Annotated in this window: 17 protein-coding genes and 1 pseudogene; 4 read left to right on the top strand and 14 right to left on the bottom strand. The window is 71.3% G+C overall.

What is annotated here, in order from left to right:
* Nucleotides 1–18 precede the first annotated feature (18 nt).
* The 4 genes from ACLJQM_RS06790 to ACLJQM_RS06775 form a co-directional block, all read right to left on the bottom strand.
* Nucleotides 19–384, bottom strand: a complete 366-nt coding sequence (locus ACLJQM_RS06790) for a hypothetical protein (protein ID WP_247017425.1) — start codon at nt 382–384, stop codon at nt 19–21.
* 157 nt (nt 385–541) lie between these two features.
* Entirely contained in the window at nt 542–1,093 is a 552-nt protein-coding gene (gene hpt / locus ACLJQM_RS06785; protein ID WP_191312585.1) for a hypoxanthine phosphoribosyltransferase, read from the bottom strand.
* A 3-nt stretch (nt 1,094–1,096) separates the two neighbouring features.
* Entirely contained in the window at nt 1,097–2,056 is a 960-nt protein-coding gene (gene tilS / locus ACLJQM_RS06780; protein ID WP_410630465.1) for a tRNA lysidine(34) synthetase TilS, read from the bottom strand.
* Nucleotides 2,053–3,063 carry a zinc-dependent metalloprotease gene (locus ACLJQM_RS06775; protein WP_360777734.1) on the bottom strand — a complete coding sequence of 337 codons (1,011 nt, stop codon included), beginning with the start codon at nt 3,061–3,063 and terminating at the stop codon, nt 2,053–2,055. Before ACLJQM_RS06775 ends, tilS begins: the two co-directional genes overlap by 4 nt.
* Nucleotides 3,064–3,183: 120 nt before the next feature.
* Here ACLJQM_RS06775 and ACLJQM_RS06770 point away from each other — a divergent pair, with 120 nt between their 5' ends.
* Nucleotides 3,184–3,744, top strand: a complete 561-nt coding sequence (locus ACLJQM_RS06770) for a DinB family protein (RefSeq protein ID WP_410630464.1) — start codon at nt 3,184–3,186, stop codon at nt 3,742–3,744.
* On the opposite strand, the pseudogene ACLJQM_RS06765 reads toward ACLJQM_RS06770, so the two are convergent.
* Nucleotides 3,741–3,965 (bottom strand): annotated as a pseudogene (locus ACLJQM_RS06765) (integrase core domain-containing protein); the annotation flags it as partial. The gene ACLJQM_RS06770 and the pseudogene ACLJQM_RS06765 sit on opposite strands and share 4 nt — an antisense overlap.
* A 294-nt stretch (nt 3,966–4,259) precedes the next feature.
* Nucleotides 4,260–6,548 (bottom strand): D-alanyl-D-alanine carboxypeptidase/D-alanyl-D-alanine-endopeptidase, encoded by a 2,289-nt coding sequence (gene dacB / locus ACLJQM_RS06760; protein WP_410630463.1) that lies wholly within the window; start codon nt 6,546–6,548, stop codon nt 4,260–4,262.
* A 176-nt stretch (nt 6,549–6,724) separates the two neighbouring features.
* Between dacB and ACLJQM_RS06755 the strand changes: the two genes are divergently transcribed.
* Nucleotides 6,725–7,243 carry an inorganic diphosphatase gene (locus tag ACLJQM_RS06755; protein ID WP_247017417.1) on the top strand — a complete coding sequence of 173 codons (519 nt, stop codon included), beginning with the start codon at nt 6,725–6,727 and terminating at the stop codon, nt 7,241–7,243.
* Nucleotides 7,244–7,298: 55 nt separating this feature from the next.
* Here the strand turns inward: ACLJQM_RS06755 and ACLJQM_RS06750 are convergent, their stop codons facing one another.
* Both ACLJQM_RS06750 and ACLJQM_RS06745 read right to left on the bottom strand, forming a co-directional pair.
* Nucleotides 7,299–8,957 carry an MDR family MFS transporter gene (locus ACLJQM_RS06750; protein ID WP_247017415.1) on the bottom strand — a complete coding sequence of 553 codons (1,659 nt, stop codon included), beginning with the start codon at nt 8,955–8,957 and terminating at the stop codon, nt 7,299–7,301.
* An 86-nt stretch (nt 8,958–9,043) separates the two neighbouring features.
* On the bottom strand, nt 9,044–9,961 hold the full coding sequence (locus tag ACLJQM_RS06745) for an Lrp/AsnC family transcriptional regulator (protein ID WP_410630462.1): 918 nt from the start codon (nt 9,959–9,961) through the stop codon (nt 9,044–9,046).
* A gap of 82 nt (nt 9,962–10,043) precedes the next feature.
* Here ACLJQM_RS06745 and ACLJQM_RS06740 point away from each other — a divergent pair, with 82 nt between their 5' ends.
* Nucleotides 10,044–10,805: an inositol monophosphatase family protein gene (locus ACLJQM_RS06740; protein WP_410630461.1), complete on the top strand. Its 762-nt coding sequence runs from the start codon at nt 10,044–10,046 to the stop codon at nt 10,803–10,805.
* On the opposite strand, the gene glyA is transcribed toward ACLJQM_RS06740, so the two are convergent.
* The 6 genes from glyA to ACLJQM_RS06710 form a co-directional block, all read right to left on the bottom strand.
* Nucleotides 10,793–12,061: a serine hydroxymethyltransferase gene (gene glyA, locus ACLJQM_RS06735; RefSeq protein WP_360777504.1), complete on the bottom strand. Its 1,269-nt coding sequence runs from the start codon at nt 12,059–12,061 to the stop codon at nt 10,793–10,795. The two genes, ACLJQM_RS06740 and glyA, sit on opposite strands and share 13 nt — an antisense overlap.
* A 112-nt stretch (nt 12,062–12,173) precedes the next feature.
* Nucleotides 12,174–12,578, bottom strand: a complete 405-nt coding sequence (locus ACLJQM_RS06730) for a hypothetical protein (RefSeq protein ID WP_410630460.1) — start codon at nt 12,576–12,578, stop codon at nt 12,174–12,176.
* A gap of 1 nt (nt 12,579) precedes the next feature.
* Nucleotides 12,580–13,002 carry an uL11 family ribosomal protein gene (locus tag ACLJQM_RS06725; RefSeq protein WP_247017405.1) on the bottom strand — a complete coding sequence of 141 codons (423 nt, stop codon included), beginning with the start codon at nt 13,000–13,002 and terminating at the stop codon, nt 12,580–12,582.
* 39 nt (nt 13,003–13,041) lie between these two features.
* Nucleotides 13,042–13,563 (bottom strand): gamma carbonic anhydrase family protein, encoded by a 522-nt coding sequence (locus ACLJQM_RS06720; protein WP_247017393.1) that lies wholly within the window; start codon nt 13,561–13,563, stop codon nt 13,042–13,044.
* 85 nt (nt 13,564–13,648) lie between these two features.
* On the bottom strand, nt 13,649–14,854 hold the full coding sequence (locus tag ACLJQM_RS06715; protein ID WP_360777736.1) for a M14 family metallopeptidase: 1,206 nt from the start codon (nt 14,852–14,854) through the stop codon (nt 13,649–13,651).
* Between the two features lie 103 nt (nt 14,855–14,957).
* Entirely contained in the window at nt 14,958–15,548 is a 591-nt protein-coding gene (locus ACLJQM_RS06710; protein ID WP_360777511.1) for a TetR/AcrR family transcriptional regulator, read from the bottom strand.
* A 122-nt stretch (nt 15,549–15,670) separates the two neighbouring features.
* On the opposite strand from ACLJQM_RS06710, the gene ACLJQM_RS06705 reads away from it, so the two are divergent.
* On the top strand, nt 15,671–16,126 hold the full coding sequence (locus ACLJQM_RS06705; protein ID WP_247017389.1) for a GreA/GreB family elongation factor: 456 nt from the start codon (nt 15,671–15,673) through the stop codon (nt 16,124–16,126).
* Nucleotides 16,127–16,131 lie beyond the last annotated feature (5 nt).

Raw genomic sequence — 16,131 nt, 5'->3', positions numbered from 1 at the left:
GCGAAATCCCCCTCGGACTCAGGCGTTGCGGAACGGTTCGGCGGCGGCGTTGTCGATCTCGTGGTAGCGGGACATCGCCGTGACGATGCCCTCCTCCGCGGCCGAGTACTGGTCGAGCAGGTTCTGCAGCGCGGCGGCGTAGGAGTCGCCCCCGCCGTCCGCGCGCTGCACGAACTTCGCGGCCATCGCGTTGCCGACCGGGTTGTCGCCGAGCTTCGGCGGCTGGGCGAGCGTGCCCGCGCCGCTGAGCAGGGCTTCGACCGCGTCCTTGCCGGTGCGGATCTTGTTCAGCACGGTCTGCGCGGCGTCCGGGTCGATCCCGACCTGGCCCGCCGCGGCCGCGGCCTTGAAGGCGTTCGCGTCGGCAGCGCTGCTGTTCCCCATCAGAACTCTCTCCCGTTCCCCCGACCCGGTCACCGCGGGCACGAATGGTCTTCGCATAGGTTAACGCACGTGATCAGAGCCTATGACGCAAACTTCGCCACCGGGGTTCCGCGAATCCGGTAGTTGCGGTGAACGGTCGGTGAACTCCGCCGGCGCACTACGCGGTGTAGACCTTCGGGTCCAGCGTCCCGATGTAGGGCAGGTCCCGGTAGCGCTCGGCGTAGTCGAGGCCGTAACCGACGACGAACTCGTTCGGGATGTCGAAGCCGATGTACTTGACCGGCACGTCCACCTTGACCGCTTCGGGCTTGCGCAGCAGCGAAACGACCTCGAGCGACGCGGGGTTGCGGCTGGCGAGGTTCTTCAGCAGCCACGACAGCGTGAGGCCGGAGTCGACGATGTCTTCGACGATCAGGACGTCCCGGCCCGCGATGTCGCGGTCGAGGTCCTTGAGGATCCGCACGACACCGGACGACGACGTCGCCGAGCCGTACGAGGAGACGGCCATGAATTCCAGCTGCGTCGGCAGCGGCAGCGCGCGGGCGAAGTCGGTCATGAACATGACCGCACCCTTCAGGACACCCACCAGCAGGAGTTCACCCTGCCCGTTGGCCGGATAGTCGGCGGCGATCTGCTCCGACAGTTCCGTGATCTTGTCCTTGATCTGCTGCTCGGTGACGAGCACGGAGGCGATTTCGCCCTCGTACACGGGTCATTCCCCTCGTGTGGTGGGTTGGGAGCTGACGCAGAGCCTGCCATGCGCCCGCCGCGCCTCCAAGTTGCCGGGCAACCAGACACCACCCTGACCACGCCACCGGGCGACCAGCCGGTCGACCGCACGGAGGTGCGCGTCGGTGAGCTCGCGCACACCCGATTGCAGCAACCACCTGCGAAGAACCCGCCGCCGCAGTGCCGCGGGCTCGGCCTCGATGAGTCCGACATCCAGCCCTTCGGCGCCGCCCGCGCGGGTGAAGATCACGTCCGCCATTGTGTCCAGCGCCTCATTGTCTTCACGCAGCTGCGCGGCCGTGCGGGCCAGCGCGCCCGCCACCCCGCCGTTGAGGACGTCTTCCAGGAGCGGCAGCACTTCGGTGCGCAACCGGACGCGGGTGAAGCGCGGTTCGGCGTTGTGCGGGTCGTCCCACGGCTCGACGCCGAGCTCGGCGCACGCGGCGCGGGTGGTGGCGCGCGCGACGGCCAGCAGCGGCCGTCCCCACGGCGGGTCGTGCGGCCGCATCCCGGCGACGCTGCGCGGGCCCGAGCCGCGGCCGAGGCCGAGCAGGACGGTTTCGGCCTGGTCGTCGAGGGTGTGGCCGAGCAGGACGAGCCCGTGCCCGGCCAGCGCCCGGTAGCGGGCCTTGCGGGCGGCGGCTTCCGGGCCGCCGGCGCCGGTCACGTCGACCCGGCGCACCTCGGCTTCGTCGACGCCGAGCGCCTTCGCCGCGGCCGCCGCGTCCCGCGCGATCTTCGCCGAGCCGTCCTGCAGGCCGTGGTCGACGACCAGCGCGCGGACGACGTGCCCGGCGCGGTGCGCGGTGTACGCGGTGGCTTCGGCCAGCGCGAGGGAGTCGGCGCCGCCGGAGACCGCGACGCAGATCTCGGGTGGCGCCTCGACGACGTCCAGGAAGGCACGGACGGCCCGGCGGACGGCCGCGACCGCCGGCCCGGTCATCCGTGCAGGCGCCGGACCCACGCCGCCGGATCGGCGATCTCGGCGCGCGACGGCAGGGTGTTCGGCGAGCGCCAGACGGCGTTGAAGCCGTCCATGCCGACGGCGTCCACGACGTGTTTCGTGAACTTCGCGCCTTCTTCGTACTGGCGGATCTTCGCGTCGACGCCGAGCAGCGCGCGCAGCAGCCGGTCGAAGACGCCGCCGCCCTTGCGCCGCGAGGTGAACCGCTCGCGGATCGTGTCGACGCTCGGGACGACCTGCGGCCCGACGGCGTCCATCACGTAGTCGGCGTGGCCTTCGAGCAGCGTCGAGAGTGCCAGCAGCCGGTCGAACACCGCGCGCTCCTTCGGCGACTGGAGCAGCTCCGCGAGGTTCAGCTTCGGCCCCTGCTTGATCGCCTCGGGCAGCCGGCCGAACAGGTCGGACAGGCTGTCGCTGCCACCGCCCGCGAGGCCCGAGACGAGCCGCTCGACCTCGTCGGCGAAGTAGTCGCGCAGCCACCGGACCGCGGTGAACTGCAGCCGGTGGGTGCATTCGTGCAGGCAGACCCAGAGCCGGAAGTCGTGGCCCGGCACGTTCATCGCCTGTTCGGCGGCGACGACGTTCGGCGCGACGAGCAGCAGCTGCCCGTCCCGCTCCGGGCCGCCGAAGGGGTCGTACTGGCCGAGCACGCGGCTGGCGAGGAACGCGAGCACCAAGCCGGTCTGGACGCCGGCGCCCCCGGCGAGGATCGGCCCGAGCGGACCGCCCTGCTGCGGCAGCGCGCGCCCGGTCAGCGCGCCGAGCCCGGCGGCGGCGGACCGCACCCAGCCGGGCCGGTCGACGACTTCGCCGGGCAGCAGCGGCAGGTCGAGGCCCAGGTTCGTCAGCTGCCGGACGTGCCCCTCGGCCTCCATCGTCAGCTCGCGGAGGTCGGTGACGGCTGCTTCGGCTTCTTCGCGCGGGACCTGCGGGCCGCCGCGCACGAGCAGCGCGCCGGTCTGCGCGGCGATCGCCCAGTCGACCATGGGCCGGGTCTCGGTTTCCTGACTCACCCTTCCGACGCTACCTGGCCCGGGCCGGTTTCCGGCCACGATCTCCGCACGCTTCGCACACGGAGAGGTACGCGGTGCGGCAAGCTGGCGTCCGTGATCGACGACGACGCCAAGGCGTACCTGCACGACGAGCTGCGCTGGATCCGCGAAGCGCTGCTCGCGAAGCTCGACGGACTCGGCGAACACGACGTCCGCCGCCCGCTGACCGCGACCGGGACCAACCTGCTCGGCCTGGTCAAGCACCTGTCGACCTGGGAAGCCCGCTACTTCGGCGAGGTCTTCGGCCGGCCGTTCCCCGAGCCGCTGCCCGAGCGCGGCACCGACCTGTGGGCGACCGAGGACGAGACCCGCGCGGAGATCGCCGGCCGCTACCGGCGGGTGTGGGCGCACACCGACGCCACGATCGGCGAGCTCGCCCTCCACGCGCCGGGCCACGTGCCGTGGTGGCCGTCCCCCGACGTGACCCTCTTCAAGGTCCTCGTCACCTTCCTGACCGAGATCAACCGGCACGCCGGGCACGCCGACATCCTGCGCGAGCAGCTCGACGGCACGACCGGGCTCGACGCGGAAGCCATGGCGCGGGAACCCGACGCCGTCGCGCGGGAAGCGCGCCGGGCCGAGATCGAACGGGTCGCCGAGGCGGCCCGGCGCTAGGCGCACTGCCCTGTGAGGTTGTTGACTCGGGTGATGGGTGGCCTTCCGCCGAGTGAGGTGTGGGCTCGGTGGTGGTTGTAGCGGTGCAGGAACTCGGCTAGTGCTTCGGCGCGGTGGTGTGAGCTGGTGAAGGGTTGGGCGTAGGCCCATTCTTCGGCGAGGGTGCGGTTGAAGCGTTCGGCTTTTCCGTTGGTTTGAGGTCGGTAGCGGCGGGTGAAGCGGGCTTGGGCGCCGAGGTCGGCGAGGGCGGTGGTGGCGCGGCGGCGAATCCATTTGTGGCCGGTCGCGCGGGAGATTCCCAGCTCAGCGGCGACGTGGGCAACCGGGCGTCCAGCGGTGACACGGTCGATCAGCAGCCTGCGTCCGTGCAGGGTCAACCGGGCATCAACGGTGGGACACGAAGGCCTCCGTTGTGATCGGTGATGGCGTCAGACACCAGCACCACACACGGAGGTCTTCGCTCTGATCAACCCGACGCGCCGCTCAACCGTCAACAACGTCCATGGTCACTACAGCTAGGCGCACCCGCACTTGCGGAGGCTGGTGGCCAGCACGTCGATGGCGTCCCGGCCGGGATCGGTGTCCGAGCCGTTGGACATGAACGCGAACACGAGCACCCGGCCGTCCTGGTCGAGCACCAGCCCGGCCAGGGTGTTCACCCCGGTCAGCGTGCCCGTCTTCGCCCGCACCCAGCCGCGGCCCGCCTGCGACGCCGGGGTGTCGAACCGCTTGTCGGCGAGGGTGCCGGAGCCGCCCGCCACCGGCAGGCCCGCCAGCACCGGGCGCAGCTTGCCGGTGCCCGGGTTCTTGCCCTCCGGTGCCGCCGCGGCCGCGAGGAGCTGGGTCAGCAGCCGCGCCGGGATGCGGTTGAGCGACGAGATGCCGCTGCCGTCGGAGAGGTCGACGCCCGAGACGTCGAACCCGTGGTCCTTCAGCACCTTGATGGTCGCCTTCGCACCGCCCGCGTAGCTCGCTTCCTCGCCGTTCGCCAGCGCCACCTGACGGGCGATGGCCTCGGCGAGGACGTCGTCGGAGAGCACCATCAGGTCGGACACCAGCTCGGTCAGCGGGGCCGACTTGACCTCGCCGAGCACCTTCGCGTCCTTCGGCGCGGTCGCCTGGCCGGCGGCCGACGCACCCAGCTTCGACGCGATCGACGAGGCCAGCGCGCTGCCCGCGTTCGCCGTGCGCTGCGAGTTGTTGTCCTTGGGGCTGATCCGGCCGCCGTCGGCCATCACGGGGGCCATCTGCGTCGCGTACGTCGACGGCGCGTCGCCCGCTTCCCAGCCCGGCGCGGTCGTCGCGCCCTTGAACAGGGTCAGGTCGACCTGCACCTTCTTGACGCCGGGCGCGGCCTTCTTGACCTGCGCGACGAGGTCGTCGACGTGCGCGCCGGCCGGGTACAGCGGCGAGTCCGTGCCGAGCGGCAGGTTGGTGATCGTCGTGTCGCCGCCGCCGACCAGGATGACCGTGCCCGGGTCCGCGCCCTGGACGATCTTCGTCGACAACCGCAGGTTGTGGTCCAGCGAGAGCAGCGCGGCCGCCGACGTGAGCACCTTCGTCGTCGACGCGGGCGTCACCGGCGTCGAGGAGCTGCGGTCCCAGAGCACGGTGCCGCTCACCGGGTCGATCACGCTGCCGGTGAGCTGGCCGAGCGCGCCGTTCCCGGCCGCCGAGGCCAGCACGGACTTGACGCCGTTGGCGGTCGGCGCCGTCCCGGCGGTGTCGGGCCCCTGCAGCTGGCGCGTGGCGGCGACCGGGTCCGGGCTGTCGCCCTTCGGCGCGTTGGGCGCCCACGGCAGGCCCAGCCGGTTCGACACCTTCGGCATCGCCGCGGCGACCCCGCCCCCGGCCAGCACCAGCAGGACGACCACGACGAGCGCGATCAGCTTGCCCTTCTTCCGCTTCTTCGGCGGCTCCTCTGAGGGCGGCGCTTCGGCGGCGGGCGGCGGCTCGGACGGCGGCCGCTGCTCGGGCCGCGGCGGCTCGTTCCGCGGCTGGGGCTGCTGCTGGAAGGCGGCGGGGAACTGGGTGGGCCGCTCGATCCCGACGGTCGCCTCGGCGTCGAACCGCTGCCCGTCCGGCTCGATCCGCTGGGGCCGGGCGAGGGAGCCGGCGGACGCCGACGGCACGACCCCGCGCGGCGGCTCCGGCGGCAGGCTGGGCCGGCGCTCACCCGGTTCGGCCGGGCGGTCGCCGCCGCGGTTCTCCCGCAGCTCGATGCGCTGGGCCCAGGGCTGCTGGGGCTCTTCCGGGCGCTGCGGCTCGTCACGGCGCTGGTCGTCCGCGCGCTTCAGCTGCTCTTCGCGGCGCTGCTGCTCGTCGCGCCACAGCTGCAGTTCCTCACGCCACTGCTGCTGCGGTTCCTCGCGGCGTTCCGGCTGGTCGGCGGGCCAGACGTCGCGCTCGACCGGCACGACCGGCGTCCGCTCGGACTGCTTCACCTCGATGAACTGGGTGCTCTCGGCGACCGGCGGCTCGGCCTGGATGTACTCGGTGCCCGCCTCGGCCGGCCGCTTCGGCTCGCGGCTGCCGAGCCGGTCGGCCAGGTCCTGCTTGGCCGGGGGCGGCGGGGACGGCGGCTCCTCGGCCGGCGCGCTGAGGCCGGGGACCGGCTCGGGCGCGACGTTCGGCGCGAACCAGGACCCCTTCGGGGCTTCGCTGCTTGTGACCTTCGGCACGCCGGACTCCCCCGGCGCGCCCGGCGGCGGGTCGGGCAGCGACATCGGGGTGGTCTTCCGCGCGCCCGACGACGAGCGGTCTTCGTCCGACGAAGGCCACATCGGCTGGTCGTTTTCCGGCACCCACCACTCCTTCTCACCTGCCCCGGAAGGGGCCAAGGTCACATGCCGCGTGGCCGACATCGATGCGGACCCGCGGCAGGCCGTAGTCCACACTAGGAGACGTCAAGACAGTCATGAAGGTTGCCGCCCGCGAGCCGCGGGCACGCCCGGATCTATAAAGAAGCAGCGAGGACGCCGTGGAGTTCGACGTCACGATCGAAATCCCCAAAGGGGAGCGCAACAAGTACGAGGTCGACCACAAGACCGGCCGCATCAAGCTGGACCGGACCCTGTTCACGGCCACGCAGTACCCGGCCGACTACGGCTTCATCGACGACACCCTCGGCCAGGACGGCGACCCCCTGGACGTGATGGTGCTCGTGCAGGAGCCCACCTTCCCGGGCTGCCTGATCCGCTGCCGCGCGATCGGCATGTTCCGGATGACCGACGAGAAGGGCCCGGACGACAAGGTCATCGCCGTTCCGTCGAACGACCCGCGCCTCGAGCACCTGCGCGACATCCACCACATGAACGAGTTCCACCGCCTGGAGATCCAGCACTTCTTCGAGGTCTACAAGGACCTCGAGCCCGGCAAGAGCGTCGAAGGCTCGTCCTGGGTCGGCCGCACCGAGGCCGAGGCGGAGATCGCCCGGTCGTACGAGCGCGAGACCGACCGGCTGGCCAAGGAGAAGGCCAACGGCGGCGCCGACCACTGACGGCACGCGGAAGAGGCCCCTCGGATTCCGAGGGGCCTCTTCGTGTTCCAGCGGGTCAGTGCGCCAGTGCCAGGGCCGGGGCGGCCTCCGCCTCGGCGTCCGCGCGCTGCTCCATCGCCGACTTGTCCGAGAGCGGCTTCTCCTTGAGGAACCACACCAGGGCGAACCCGACGGTCAGCACGATCCCGCCGACCAGGAACACCGTGCTCATCGACTCGGCGAAGCCCTGCAGGATCGGCCGGGCCAGCGTCGGGTCGAGCGAGGACAGGAACGACGTGTCGTTGACGTCCAGCCCGCCGCTCTTCAGCTGCTGCGCGAACGCGGGGTTCTGGGCCAGTGCCGACACGTAGGCCGGGCTCGTCATCGCCGAGCGGATGGCGTTCGCGATCCGGTCGCCGACCGTGCCGAACAGGATCGACAGGAACACCGCGGTGCCCGCCGTGCCGCCGATCTGCCGGAAGAACGTCGCCGCCGAGGTGGCGACACCGATGTCCTGCGGGCGGACGTCGTTGGTCGCGGCCAGCACCAGCGTCTGCATCGAGGCGCCGAGGCCGAGGCCGATCACGAAGGCGATCACCATGACCAGCGCCAGCGAGCTGTCGACGGTGATCGTCGAGAGCGCGAACAGCGCCGCCGCCATCAGGCCGATCCCGGCCACGGCGAACATCTTGTAGCGCCCGGTCTTGGCGATCAGGCGGCCGCTGGTCAGGCTGGCGACCATGATGCCGAGCGTCAGCGGCAGCATCTGCAGGCCGGCCTGGGTCGGCGTCGCGCCCTTGACGATCTGCAGGTAGAGCGGCAGCGACATCATCGCGCCGAACATCCCGGCGCCCTGCACGACGGTGACCAGCGTGGCCATCCGGAACACCGGCCGCTTGAACAGCCGCAGCGGCAGCAGGGCGGCGTCGCCCATCCGGCGTTCGATCCAGACGAACGCGGCCACGCCCAGGCCGCCGACGACGTACATGGCGATCGAGGCGGCGGAACCCCAGCCCCACTCGCGGCCCTGCTCGGCGACGATCAGCAGCGGCACCAGCCCGGTGGCCAGCGCGACGGCACCCCAGTAGTCGACCTTCTGGTCCACGCGGGTGTGCGGGAGGTTCAGCACCTTGGTGACGACGACGAGCGCGGCCAGCGCGATCGGGACGTTGACGAGGAAGACCCAGCGCCAGCCGGTGATGCCCGCGAAGGTGTCGATCCCGGCGAAGAACCCGCCGACGACCGGCCCGGCGACGCTCGAGATGCCGAAGACGGCCATGAAGTAGCCCTGGTACTTGCTGCGCTCACGCGGCGCGGTGATGTCGGTGATGATCGCGAGCGCGAGCGACATCAGACCACCGGCGCCCAGCCCTTGGAAGGCGCGGAACGCGGCGAGCTCGTACATCGACGTGGCCATGCCGCTGGCCAGCGAGCCGATCAGGAACAGCGAGATCGCCGTCAGGTACATGGGCTTGCGGCCGTAGAGGTCGGACAGCTTGCCGTACAGCGGCGTGGAGAGCGTCGCGGTGATCAGGTAGGCGGTGGTGGCCCAGGCCTGCAGGGACAGGCCGTGCAGCTCGTCGGCGATGGTCCGCATCGAGCTGGAGACGATGGTCTGGTCGAGTGCGGCCAGGAACATGCCGAGCATCAGGCCGGACAGGACGGTGAGGATCTGGCGGTGGCTCAGTTTGCCGTTCGTAGCGGCTGCTCCTTCCGCCGTGGAGGTGTCGCTCATGGTGGTCTCCCTCGGTTCGCGTAGTTGCTTGTACCGCTCAACTACTTGTCTCGACCAAGTATTCCCCGGAAGCTTGTATGGTGCAATCAACTTTTTTGTGAGCCCGGTCTCCCGGCTCGCTTGACGGCCCTCGCGACGACGGTGACCTCGGCGGAGGGGACGTCGAGGCCGATCACGAAGGTGTAGAGGTCGCCGAGGTCCCGGCACCAGACGGCGGCCATCAGGTTGGTGACGCCCGTCGTGGCGAGGGTGCCGTGGACCATCGGGTGCCGCCCCAGCCCCCGTCCCACCTCGTCGAGCCGCCCCGGCGGAACGGTCATCCAGACGTTGGCGTCGACTCCCAGACCGAGCGCCGCGACGTCGACGTTCGCGTAGGTCCGGATCCGCCCGGCCGCGGCCAGCCGGTCGATCCGCCGCCGGACGGTCGACTCCGGCGCCTCCGCGTCCAGTTCGCCGGGCCCGAGCCGCGCGTCGACGGCCAGCCGGTCCAGCAGCCGGCGGTCGAGGTCGTCCAGGGTCACGTCTTCGCCGGGCGGAGGCGGGGTGAGCGCGGCGACTTCGGCGTCGGTGAGCAGGCCGGTGCGCCACTGCGTCGCGTCGGAGAAGACGTGCAGGACCGAGTGCGCGCGCAGCTCGGTGACGGCCGAGGTCGACGGCAGTGCGTCGTGCACGAGCCGGCCGTCGAGCCCGCCGAGCGCGACGGCGCTGATCTCCTCACCGCCCGCGAGGATGTCCACGAAGAGGACGTCGTCGCGGGCGGCGAGGGCGTCGGCGATCACCGGCGTCCGGCCGCGGAGGACCCTGACCCGCAGCAGCATCGCGCCGCGCAGGCCGTGCGCGGGGTCGGGGACGCAGACGACCTTCAGCCGGCCGTCGGCGCGCAGCCGGGCGATGGCACGGGCGACCGTGCGCGGCGAGAGGCCGAGCACTTCGGCGATCCGGCCGGGCCCGGAGCGGCCGTCGAGCTGAAGAGCGGAGACGACCCGCTGTTCGATTTCGTTCATCAGCTGCACCACGCAGTCCAGTTTCGCTCATCGCGGCGCGCTGGAGTACCTCGAACAGCCGGCCTGGCTCGATCCTGGGCGCATGCGGAAATCAGTGATCGACATCGTGGAAACCCTGGCGACCGGCGTGCGGCGGCCGGCGCACCCGCCGACCTCGCTCGACGAGCTCGCCACCACCTTCTCGGCCGTCGACGGTCCCCTGGGCGTGAGCCTGCGCGCGGCGCTCGCGGAGATCCGGCCGGCCGCGGGCTGGGTCGGCGAGTTCGAAGACGTGCCCGACGGTGAGGTCTGGGTGGTCGACGCGCTCGACGGCGCCGTCCAACTGCTGCAGGGCCTGCCGCAGTACTGCCTCACCGTGACGTTGCTGCGGGACGGCGAACCGGAGCTGGCCGTGTTGCACGCGCCGCGGCTCGGCGAGACCTATTCGGCAGAGCGCGGCGCGGGCGCGTGGCGCAACGGCGTGCCGATCTCGCCTTTACGCAAGACATCCCTGGACGCGGTCGTCGCGGCCACCAGCCAGCCGCCGTTCGTCGCCGGACAGCCGGGCGTCGCCGAAGCCGCCGGGCGGTCGCTGACCGCCGTGCTCACCGAGGTCGCCGCCGTGCGGAACCTCGGGCCGACGTCGTGGCAGGTCGCCGATGTCGCCGCGGGACGGCTGGACCTGTTCTGGCAGTACGGCCGTGACGCGACCAACCTCGCCGGCGCGGCACTGGTCGCGCGCGAGGCCGGTGCGGTGGTCACCACCGCCGACGGCGCCCCGTGGACGCCGTCGGCCGGCAGCTTCCTCGCCGCCGCGCCCGGCCTGCACGCGGCGGCGGCGAAAATCCTGCGTCAGGCGGAGTAGCCCGGGATCGGGAACGGCGCCAGGAACTCGCGGATCTCCGCCGCGATCGCGTCGAGAGTGGATTCGTTGGCCGCGGCCGCCGCGGTGATCGTGCGGTCGATCCAGTCCGCCACCTGGGCCTGGTGCTCCGGCCGCAGGCCGCGGGTGGTGATCGCGGACGTGCCGAGCCGGATGCCGGACGGGTCGAACGGCTTGCGGGGGTCGAACGGGACCGTGTTGTAGTTCAGCTCGATGCCCGCGCGGTCCAGCGCCTTCGCCGCCGGCTTGCCCGCGACCGCCTTGTTCGTCAGGTCGATCAGCAGCAGGTGGTTGTCCGTGCCGCCGGAAACCAGGTCGTAGCCCTTCGCCAGCAAGGCGTCCGCCAGCGCGCGGGAGTTCGCGACGATCGTGTGCGCGTACTCGCTGAACGACGGCTGCTGCGCCTCGCCGAGCGCGACCGCGATGGCCGCCGTCGTGTGGTCGTGCGGGCCGCCCTGCAGGCCGGGGAACACCGCCTTGTCGACGGCTTTCGCGTGCTCGGCGTCGGACAGGATCATCGCGCCGCGCGGTCCGCGCAGGGTCTTGTGCGTGGTCGTCGTGATGACCTGCGCGTGCCCGACCGGCGACGGGTGCGCGCCGCCCGCGACGAGGCCGGCGATGTGCGCGATGTCGGCGACGAGCACCGCACCGACCTCCGCGGCGATCTCCGCGAACGCCGGGAAGTCGATCGTGCGCGGGATCGCCGTGCCACCGCAGAAGATCAGCTTCGGCCGGTGCTCGCGGGCCAGGTCGCGGACCTGGTCGAGGTCGACGCGGCCGGTCTCCTTGGTGACGCCGTAGCGCACCGGGGTGAACCACTTGCCGGTCGCGGACACGCCCCAGCCGTGCGTGAGGTGGCCGCCGTCGGGCAGCCCCATGCCCAGCACGGTGTCGCCGGGCTCGGCGAAGGCGAGGTAGACCGCGAGGTTCGCCGGCGAGCCGGAGTACGGCTGGACGTTCGCGTGGTCGGCGCCGAACACGGCCTTCGCGCGGTCGATGGCGAGTTGCTCGACCTGGTCGATGAACTGCTGGCCCTCGTAGTACCGCTTGCCCGCGTAGCCCTCGGAGTACTTGTTGGTGAGCACGCTGCCGGTCGCCTCGAGGACGGCCTGCGAGACGTAGTTCTCCGAGGCGATCAGGCGGATCTTGTCGTGCTGGCGCTTCGCTTCGTCCTCGACCAGCCCGGCGATCTGCGGGTCGGCGGCGGTGAGCGCGTTCAGTTTCGGCTGGTGGGTCATGGCGTGCTCCGGCTCTGGAGTGGCCTTCACCCAGGCGCGCGGTGCGGGCCTCGTCGTCGCTTCCCGGTGGTGCTCCACCTCGATGGCGCCAGTCGCTGCTGCGGGGAAGAGCCTAGTCCACCCAGCCAGTGCCCCGGCGGTGCTCGGCGCACCACTTGCGGGTGCAGCCCGACGTCCGGTCGCAGAACGGCCGCGCGCAGGTGGCACAGCGCTTCAGCCGCCGCCAGCCGCCGACGGCGACGAGTTCGGCCAGCCCGGCCGCGCCCGCGGCCAGCTCGCCGGTGCCCGCGTACGGCGTCACGTAACCGATCCGCCACGCCGTCCCGGTCGCGACGAGCCGCGGCCGCGCACCCGCCTCCGCCAGGACGGCGTTGAGGCGGCGGGCGGCCGCGGATTCGTCGGGCAGCCGCGCGACGATCGCGCTCAGCTGCGGATTTCCCTGACGCAGCAACCGTTCCGCGACCCCGAGCTCGGGGTCCAGCGCGTGGAACGGCGGCACCACCGCGTGCTTGCGCACGTCAGTCCACGACCACGACGCCCATGGAGCGCGCCGTGCCCGCGATCGTGCGCATCGCCGCTTCGACGTCGGAGGTGTTCAGGTCCGGCAGCTTGCGCTCGGCGATCCCGCGCAGCTGGTCGGTCGTGAGCTTGCCGGCGACCTCGTGCCCCGGCCGCGCGGAACCCTTGTCCCCCAACGCCTTCTTGATGAGGAACGACGTCGGCGGCGTCTTGAGCCGCAGCGCGAACGAGCGGTCCTCGAACACCGAGACGACGACCGGCACGACGTCGCCGCGCTGGGCCGCCGTCGAAGCGTCGTACGCCTTCTTGATCTCGACGAGGTTGACCCCGGTCTGCCCCAGCATCTTGCCGAGGTCGACGACCGGGGCGTTGCCCGCGGTGAGCTCGAGGGTGACCTGGTGGGTGAGTTTCTTCGGAGCCATGCCCCGAAGCTAGGGTCTCCAGTTACTGGAGGGTCAACTTCAATCGATCGGCTTGGTCCCGGCGCGGTGCCGGCGGGCCAGCTCCTGGTAGATCGCCGCGTTGTGCTCGACCCACATGCGCGCGGAGTCGGTCAGCGGCACGAACTTCTTCGCCGGGCTGCCCATCGCGATGACCTCGTCCGGCACTTCCGTCGCCGGCGTGACGGTGGCCCCGGCCGCGACCAGCGCCCGCGCGCCGATCTTCGCCTTATCGAGCACCGTCGAGCCGTTGCCGATCAGCGCCTGCTCCCCGATCGTGCAGTCGTGCACGAGGCACTGGTGGCCCACGGTGACGTTCTTGCCGACCTCGCAGACGCCGTCGTTGACGTGGATCACCGAGTTGTCCTGGATGTTGGCGCCCTCCCGGATGACGATCCGGCCGAAGTCGGCCCGGATCACCGCGCCGAACCAGATCGAGGCGTCCTTTTCGACGACGACGTCGCCGATCAGGGTGGCGGTGGGGGCGATCCAGGCGTCCGGGTGGACCTGCGGGCTGAGCCCTTCGAACGAGAACAGAGGCATGCCCGCACCCTAAACCGCGAGGGCCTCCTTCCCCGGTCCACGGGGAAGGAGGCCATTCGCGCGCCGCGTACCTGGCCGCTGGGGGTCAGCCGGTGATCGCGGCGTTGATGATGATGTCCACGGCCTGGTCGTTGCGGGTCGTCTGCGGCACGATCTGGGTGTCGCGCGGGTAGAAGCCCGGGCTGCTGCCCTTCGGGTACATCTCGAAGGTGAAGCTCCAGATCTTGTGCTGCGCCCACATCCAGTCGTTGACACTGCCGTCGGTGATGTAGAGGTCACTGGACTGCTGCGGCGTGTAGCCGTTGGTCGCGGCCATCTGCCTGCCGAGCGACTGGAACTTCTGCGCCTCGGCCGCGGTCAGGCCCGGCGCGGTGTCGGCGTAGGTGTAGCCGAACGGCCAGAGCACCAGCTCGGAGTAGGTGTGGAAGTCGATGTGCGTCTTGATCTGCTGGACGCCGCCGACCACCCGCGAGTTCACCCAGTTCGACAGCGACCGGGTCTCGGGCGCGGAGAACGCCGCCGTGCCGCGGTAGGTCTCGCTGGACGTCGAGCCCGACGAGCCGCCGCAGCAGCCCCACTTGTAACCCCAGTTGCGGTTGGTGTCGGTGCCGGGACCCTGGCGGTTCTTGCGCCAGCTGTGGAACGTGCCGCCGGAGATGTCGTACTCGGAGCCGTCCGGGTTGACGCTCGGGACCACCCAGATCTCGGCGCCGTCGACGAGCCGCTTGATCGCGGGATCGGTGGCGTACCCGCTGGTCAGCCGCTGCACGATGCGCAGGCACATCTCGGTCGTGAGGTGCTCGCGCGCGTGCTGGTTGCAGGTGAAGAGGACCTCGGGCTCGTTCTCGTCGGTGCCGGCGTTGTCGCTGATCTTGAGCGCCGACAGCGCGCGGCCTTCGTACGACGTGCCGACGCTGCTCAGCTTCGCGAGCGACGGGTAGTTCGCGACGGCCTTCTGCAGCTCCGTCTGCGTTTCGGCGTAGGTGTGGTAGCCGGTGTAGCCGGCCGGGAAGTCCTCGACGGTCGCGGTGCCCTGCGGGCGGTTCACCTTGCCGACCGCCTTGACGCCGAAGCCGAGCGCGCGCAGCCGGGCGACCTCGCCGGGGTTGGCGATGATCGTCGTCGTCGCGCCTTCGACGTCGAGGATGTCGGCGCCGGTCCGCGCGACCTCGGTGCGCTGCTGGGCGGTGCCGGTGCCGCTGACCTCGTAAACCTGCGGTCCGTCGGGCTGGGCGGCACCGGCCTGGCCGCCGACGGTGAGCACCAAGAGGACGGCCGCGGCCGCTGCCATGCACGTTCGTGTGCGCATCACGTCTCCTGCTCTCGGGGGTTCCTCGACCTTGGCCGGAGCCGGACGTACCGCACAATCCGTACCTCTACGGATCTATTGGGTGTTACTGGCCGTAGTTCGCGAAGCAGAGCGCCTCGATGTCGGCACGCAGCGTGGCGAACGGCCGAGGGCGCACCCGCTGCTGGACGACGGTGCCCAGCAGGTACGACAGCAGCGCCCGGGCGCGGGCCCGAGGGTCGTCGACGTCGAGCGGCGCGAGGAGCTCGGCGAGCAGTTCCGTGAGCGACGTGAGCATGACGTCGATGGCCTGCGGGTGCTGCGCGCGCCCGGCGGCGATCCAGTACTCGAACCACAGGAAGGCGGCGTTCGGGTTGGCGGCGAAGACGCGCAGGTACTCCTCGAGGACGGCGAAGAGCCGCCGGCGGGGTTCGTCGTGCTTCGCGGCCACCTCGCGCAGCCCCGCCGCGAAGGCGGTGATGTGGGCGGCCATCGCGCGGTCGATGAGGACGTCGATGTCGGCGAAGTAGTAGTGGATCGCGCTCTTGGTGAGCGGTCCGGCGTCGGCGATGGCCCGCACGGTGCACCCGGCGAGGCCGTCGCGGGCGAGGACCACGCGCGCGGCTTCGACGATCTGCTCCTGCTTGGCCAGCTGGTTGGGAGAGAGCCGGTCGCTGCGACCGGGGACTGCGCTCACGGTGATTCTCGTTACCTTCTTACTGGACGGCAGCCCCGAATCCTAGGGCAGACGTCCCGCGGATGACCTTCGGGTGAAAAACCGGATTGGCCACCCCGGTCCGCGCAGCGGACAATGCGCGCATGGTGATCTCAGGGGACAAGGGGCTCAGCCCGGCTGCGCGCAGCCAGCTGGAGAAGGAAATCGCGAACTTGCGCGCACAGCGGGAGGCCCTCGCGCCGCAACCCGGCGAGCAGGAGCGCACCGGCGACGCGGCGGACCAGGCGGACGTGATCGACCGCGCCGAAGCGGCCGCCCGGCTCGACCGCCAGATCGCCGACCTGGCCGCGAAGATGGAACACGGCGGCTACGGCAACTCCCAGCTCCCGGACGGCACAACGGTGACCCTCCGCTTCTCGGACGGCGACGAAGAGACGTTCCAGGTGGTGACGGTCCCCGGCGAGGACGCCGACGCGATCACCTCCGACAGCCCCCTGGGCCTGGCCCTGGTAGGCGCCAAAGCGGGCGACGAGATCACCTACCGAACCCCCCGCGGCGACGCCAAGGCAACGGTCGTGAAGGTGGTCGCCCCGAAGTAGTTCGT

It is taken from the genome of Amycolatopsis sp. cmx-4-83 (genome assembly GCF_046548815.1).
Taxonomy (GTDB): Bacteria; Actinomycetota; Actinomycetes; order Mycobacteriales; family Pseudonocardiaceae; genus Amycolatopsis; species Amycolatopsis pretoriensis_A.
This window is presented reverse-complemented; position numbering and strand designations above follow the sequence as displayed.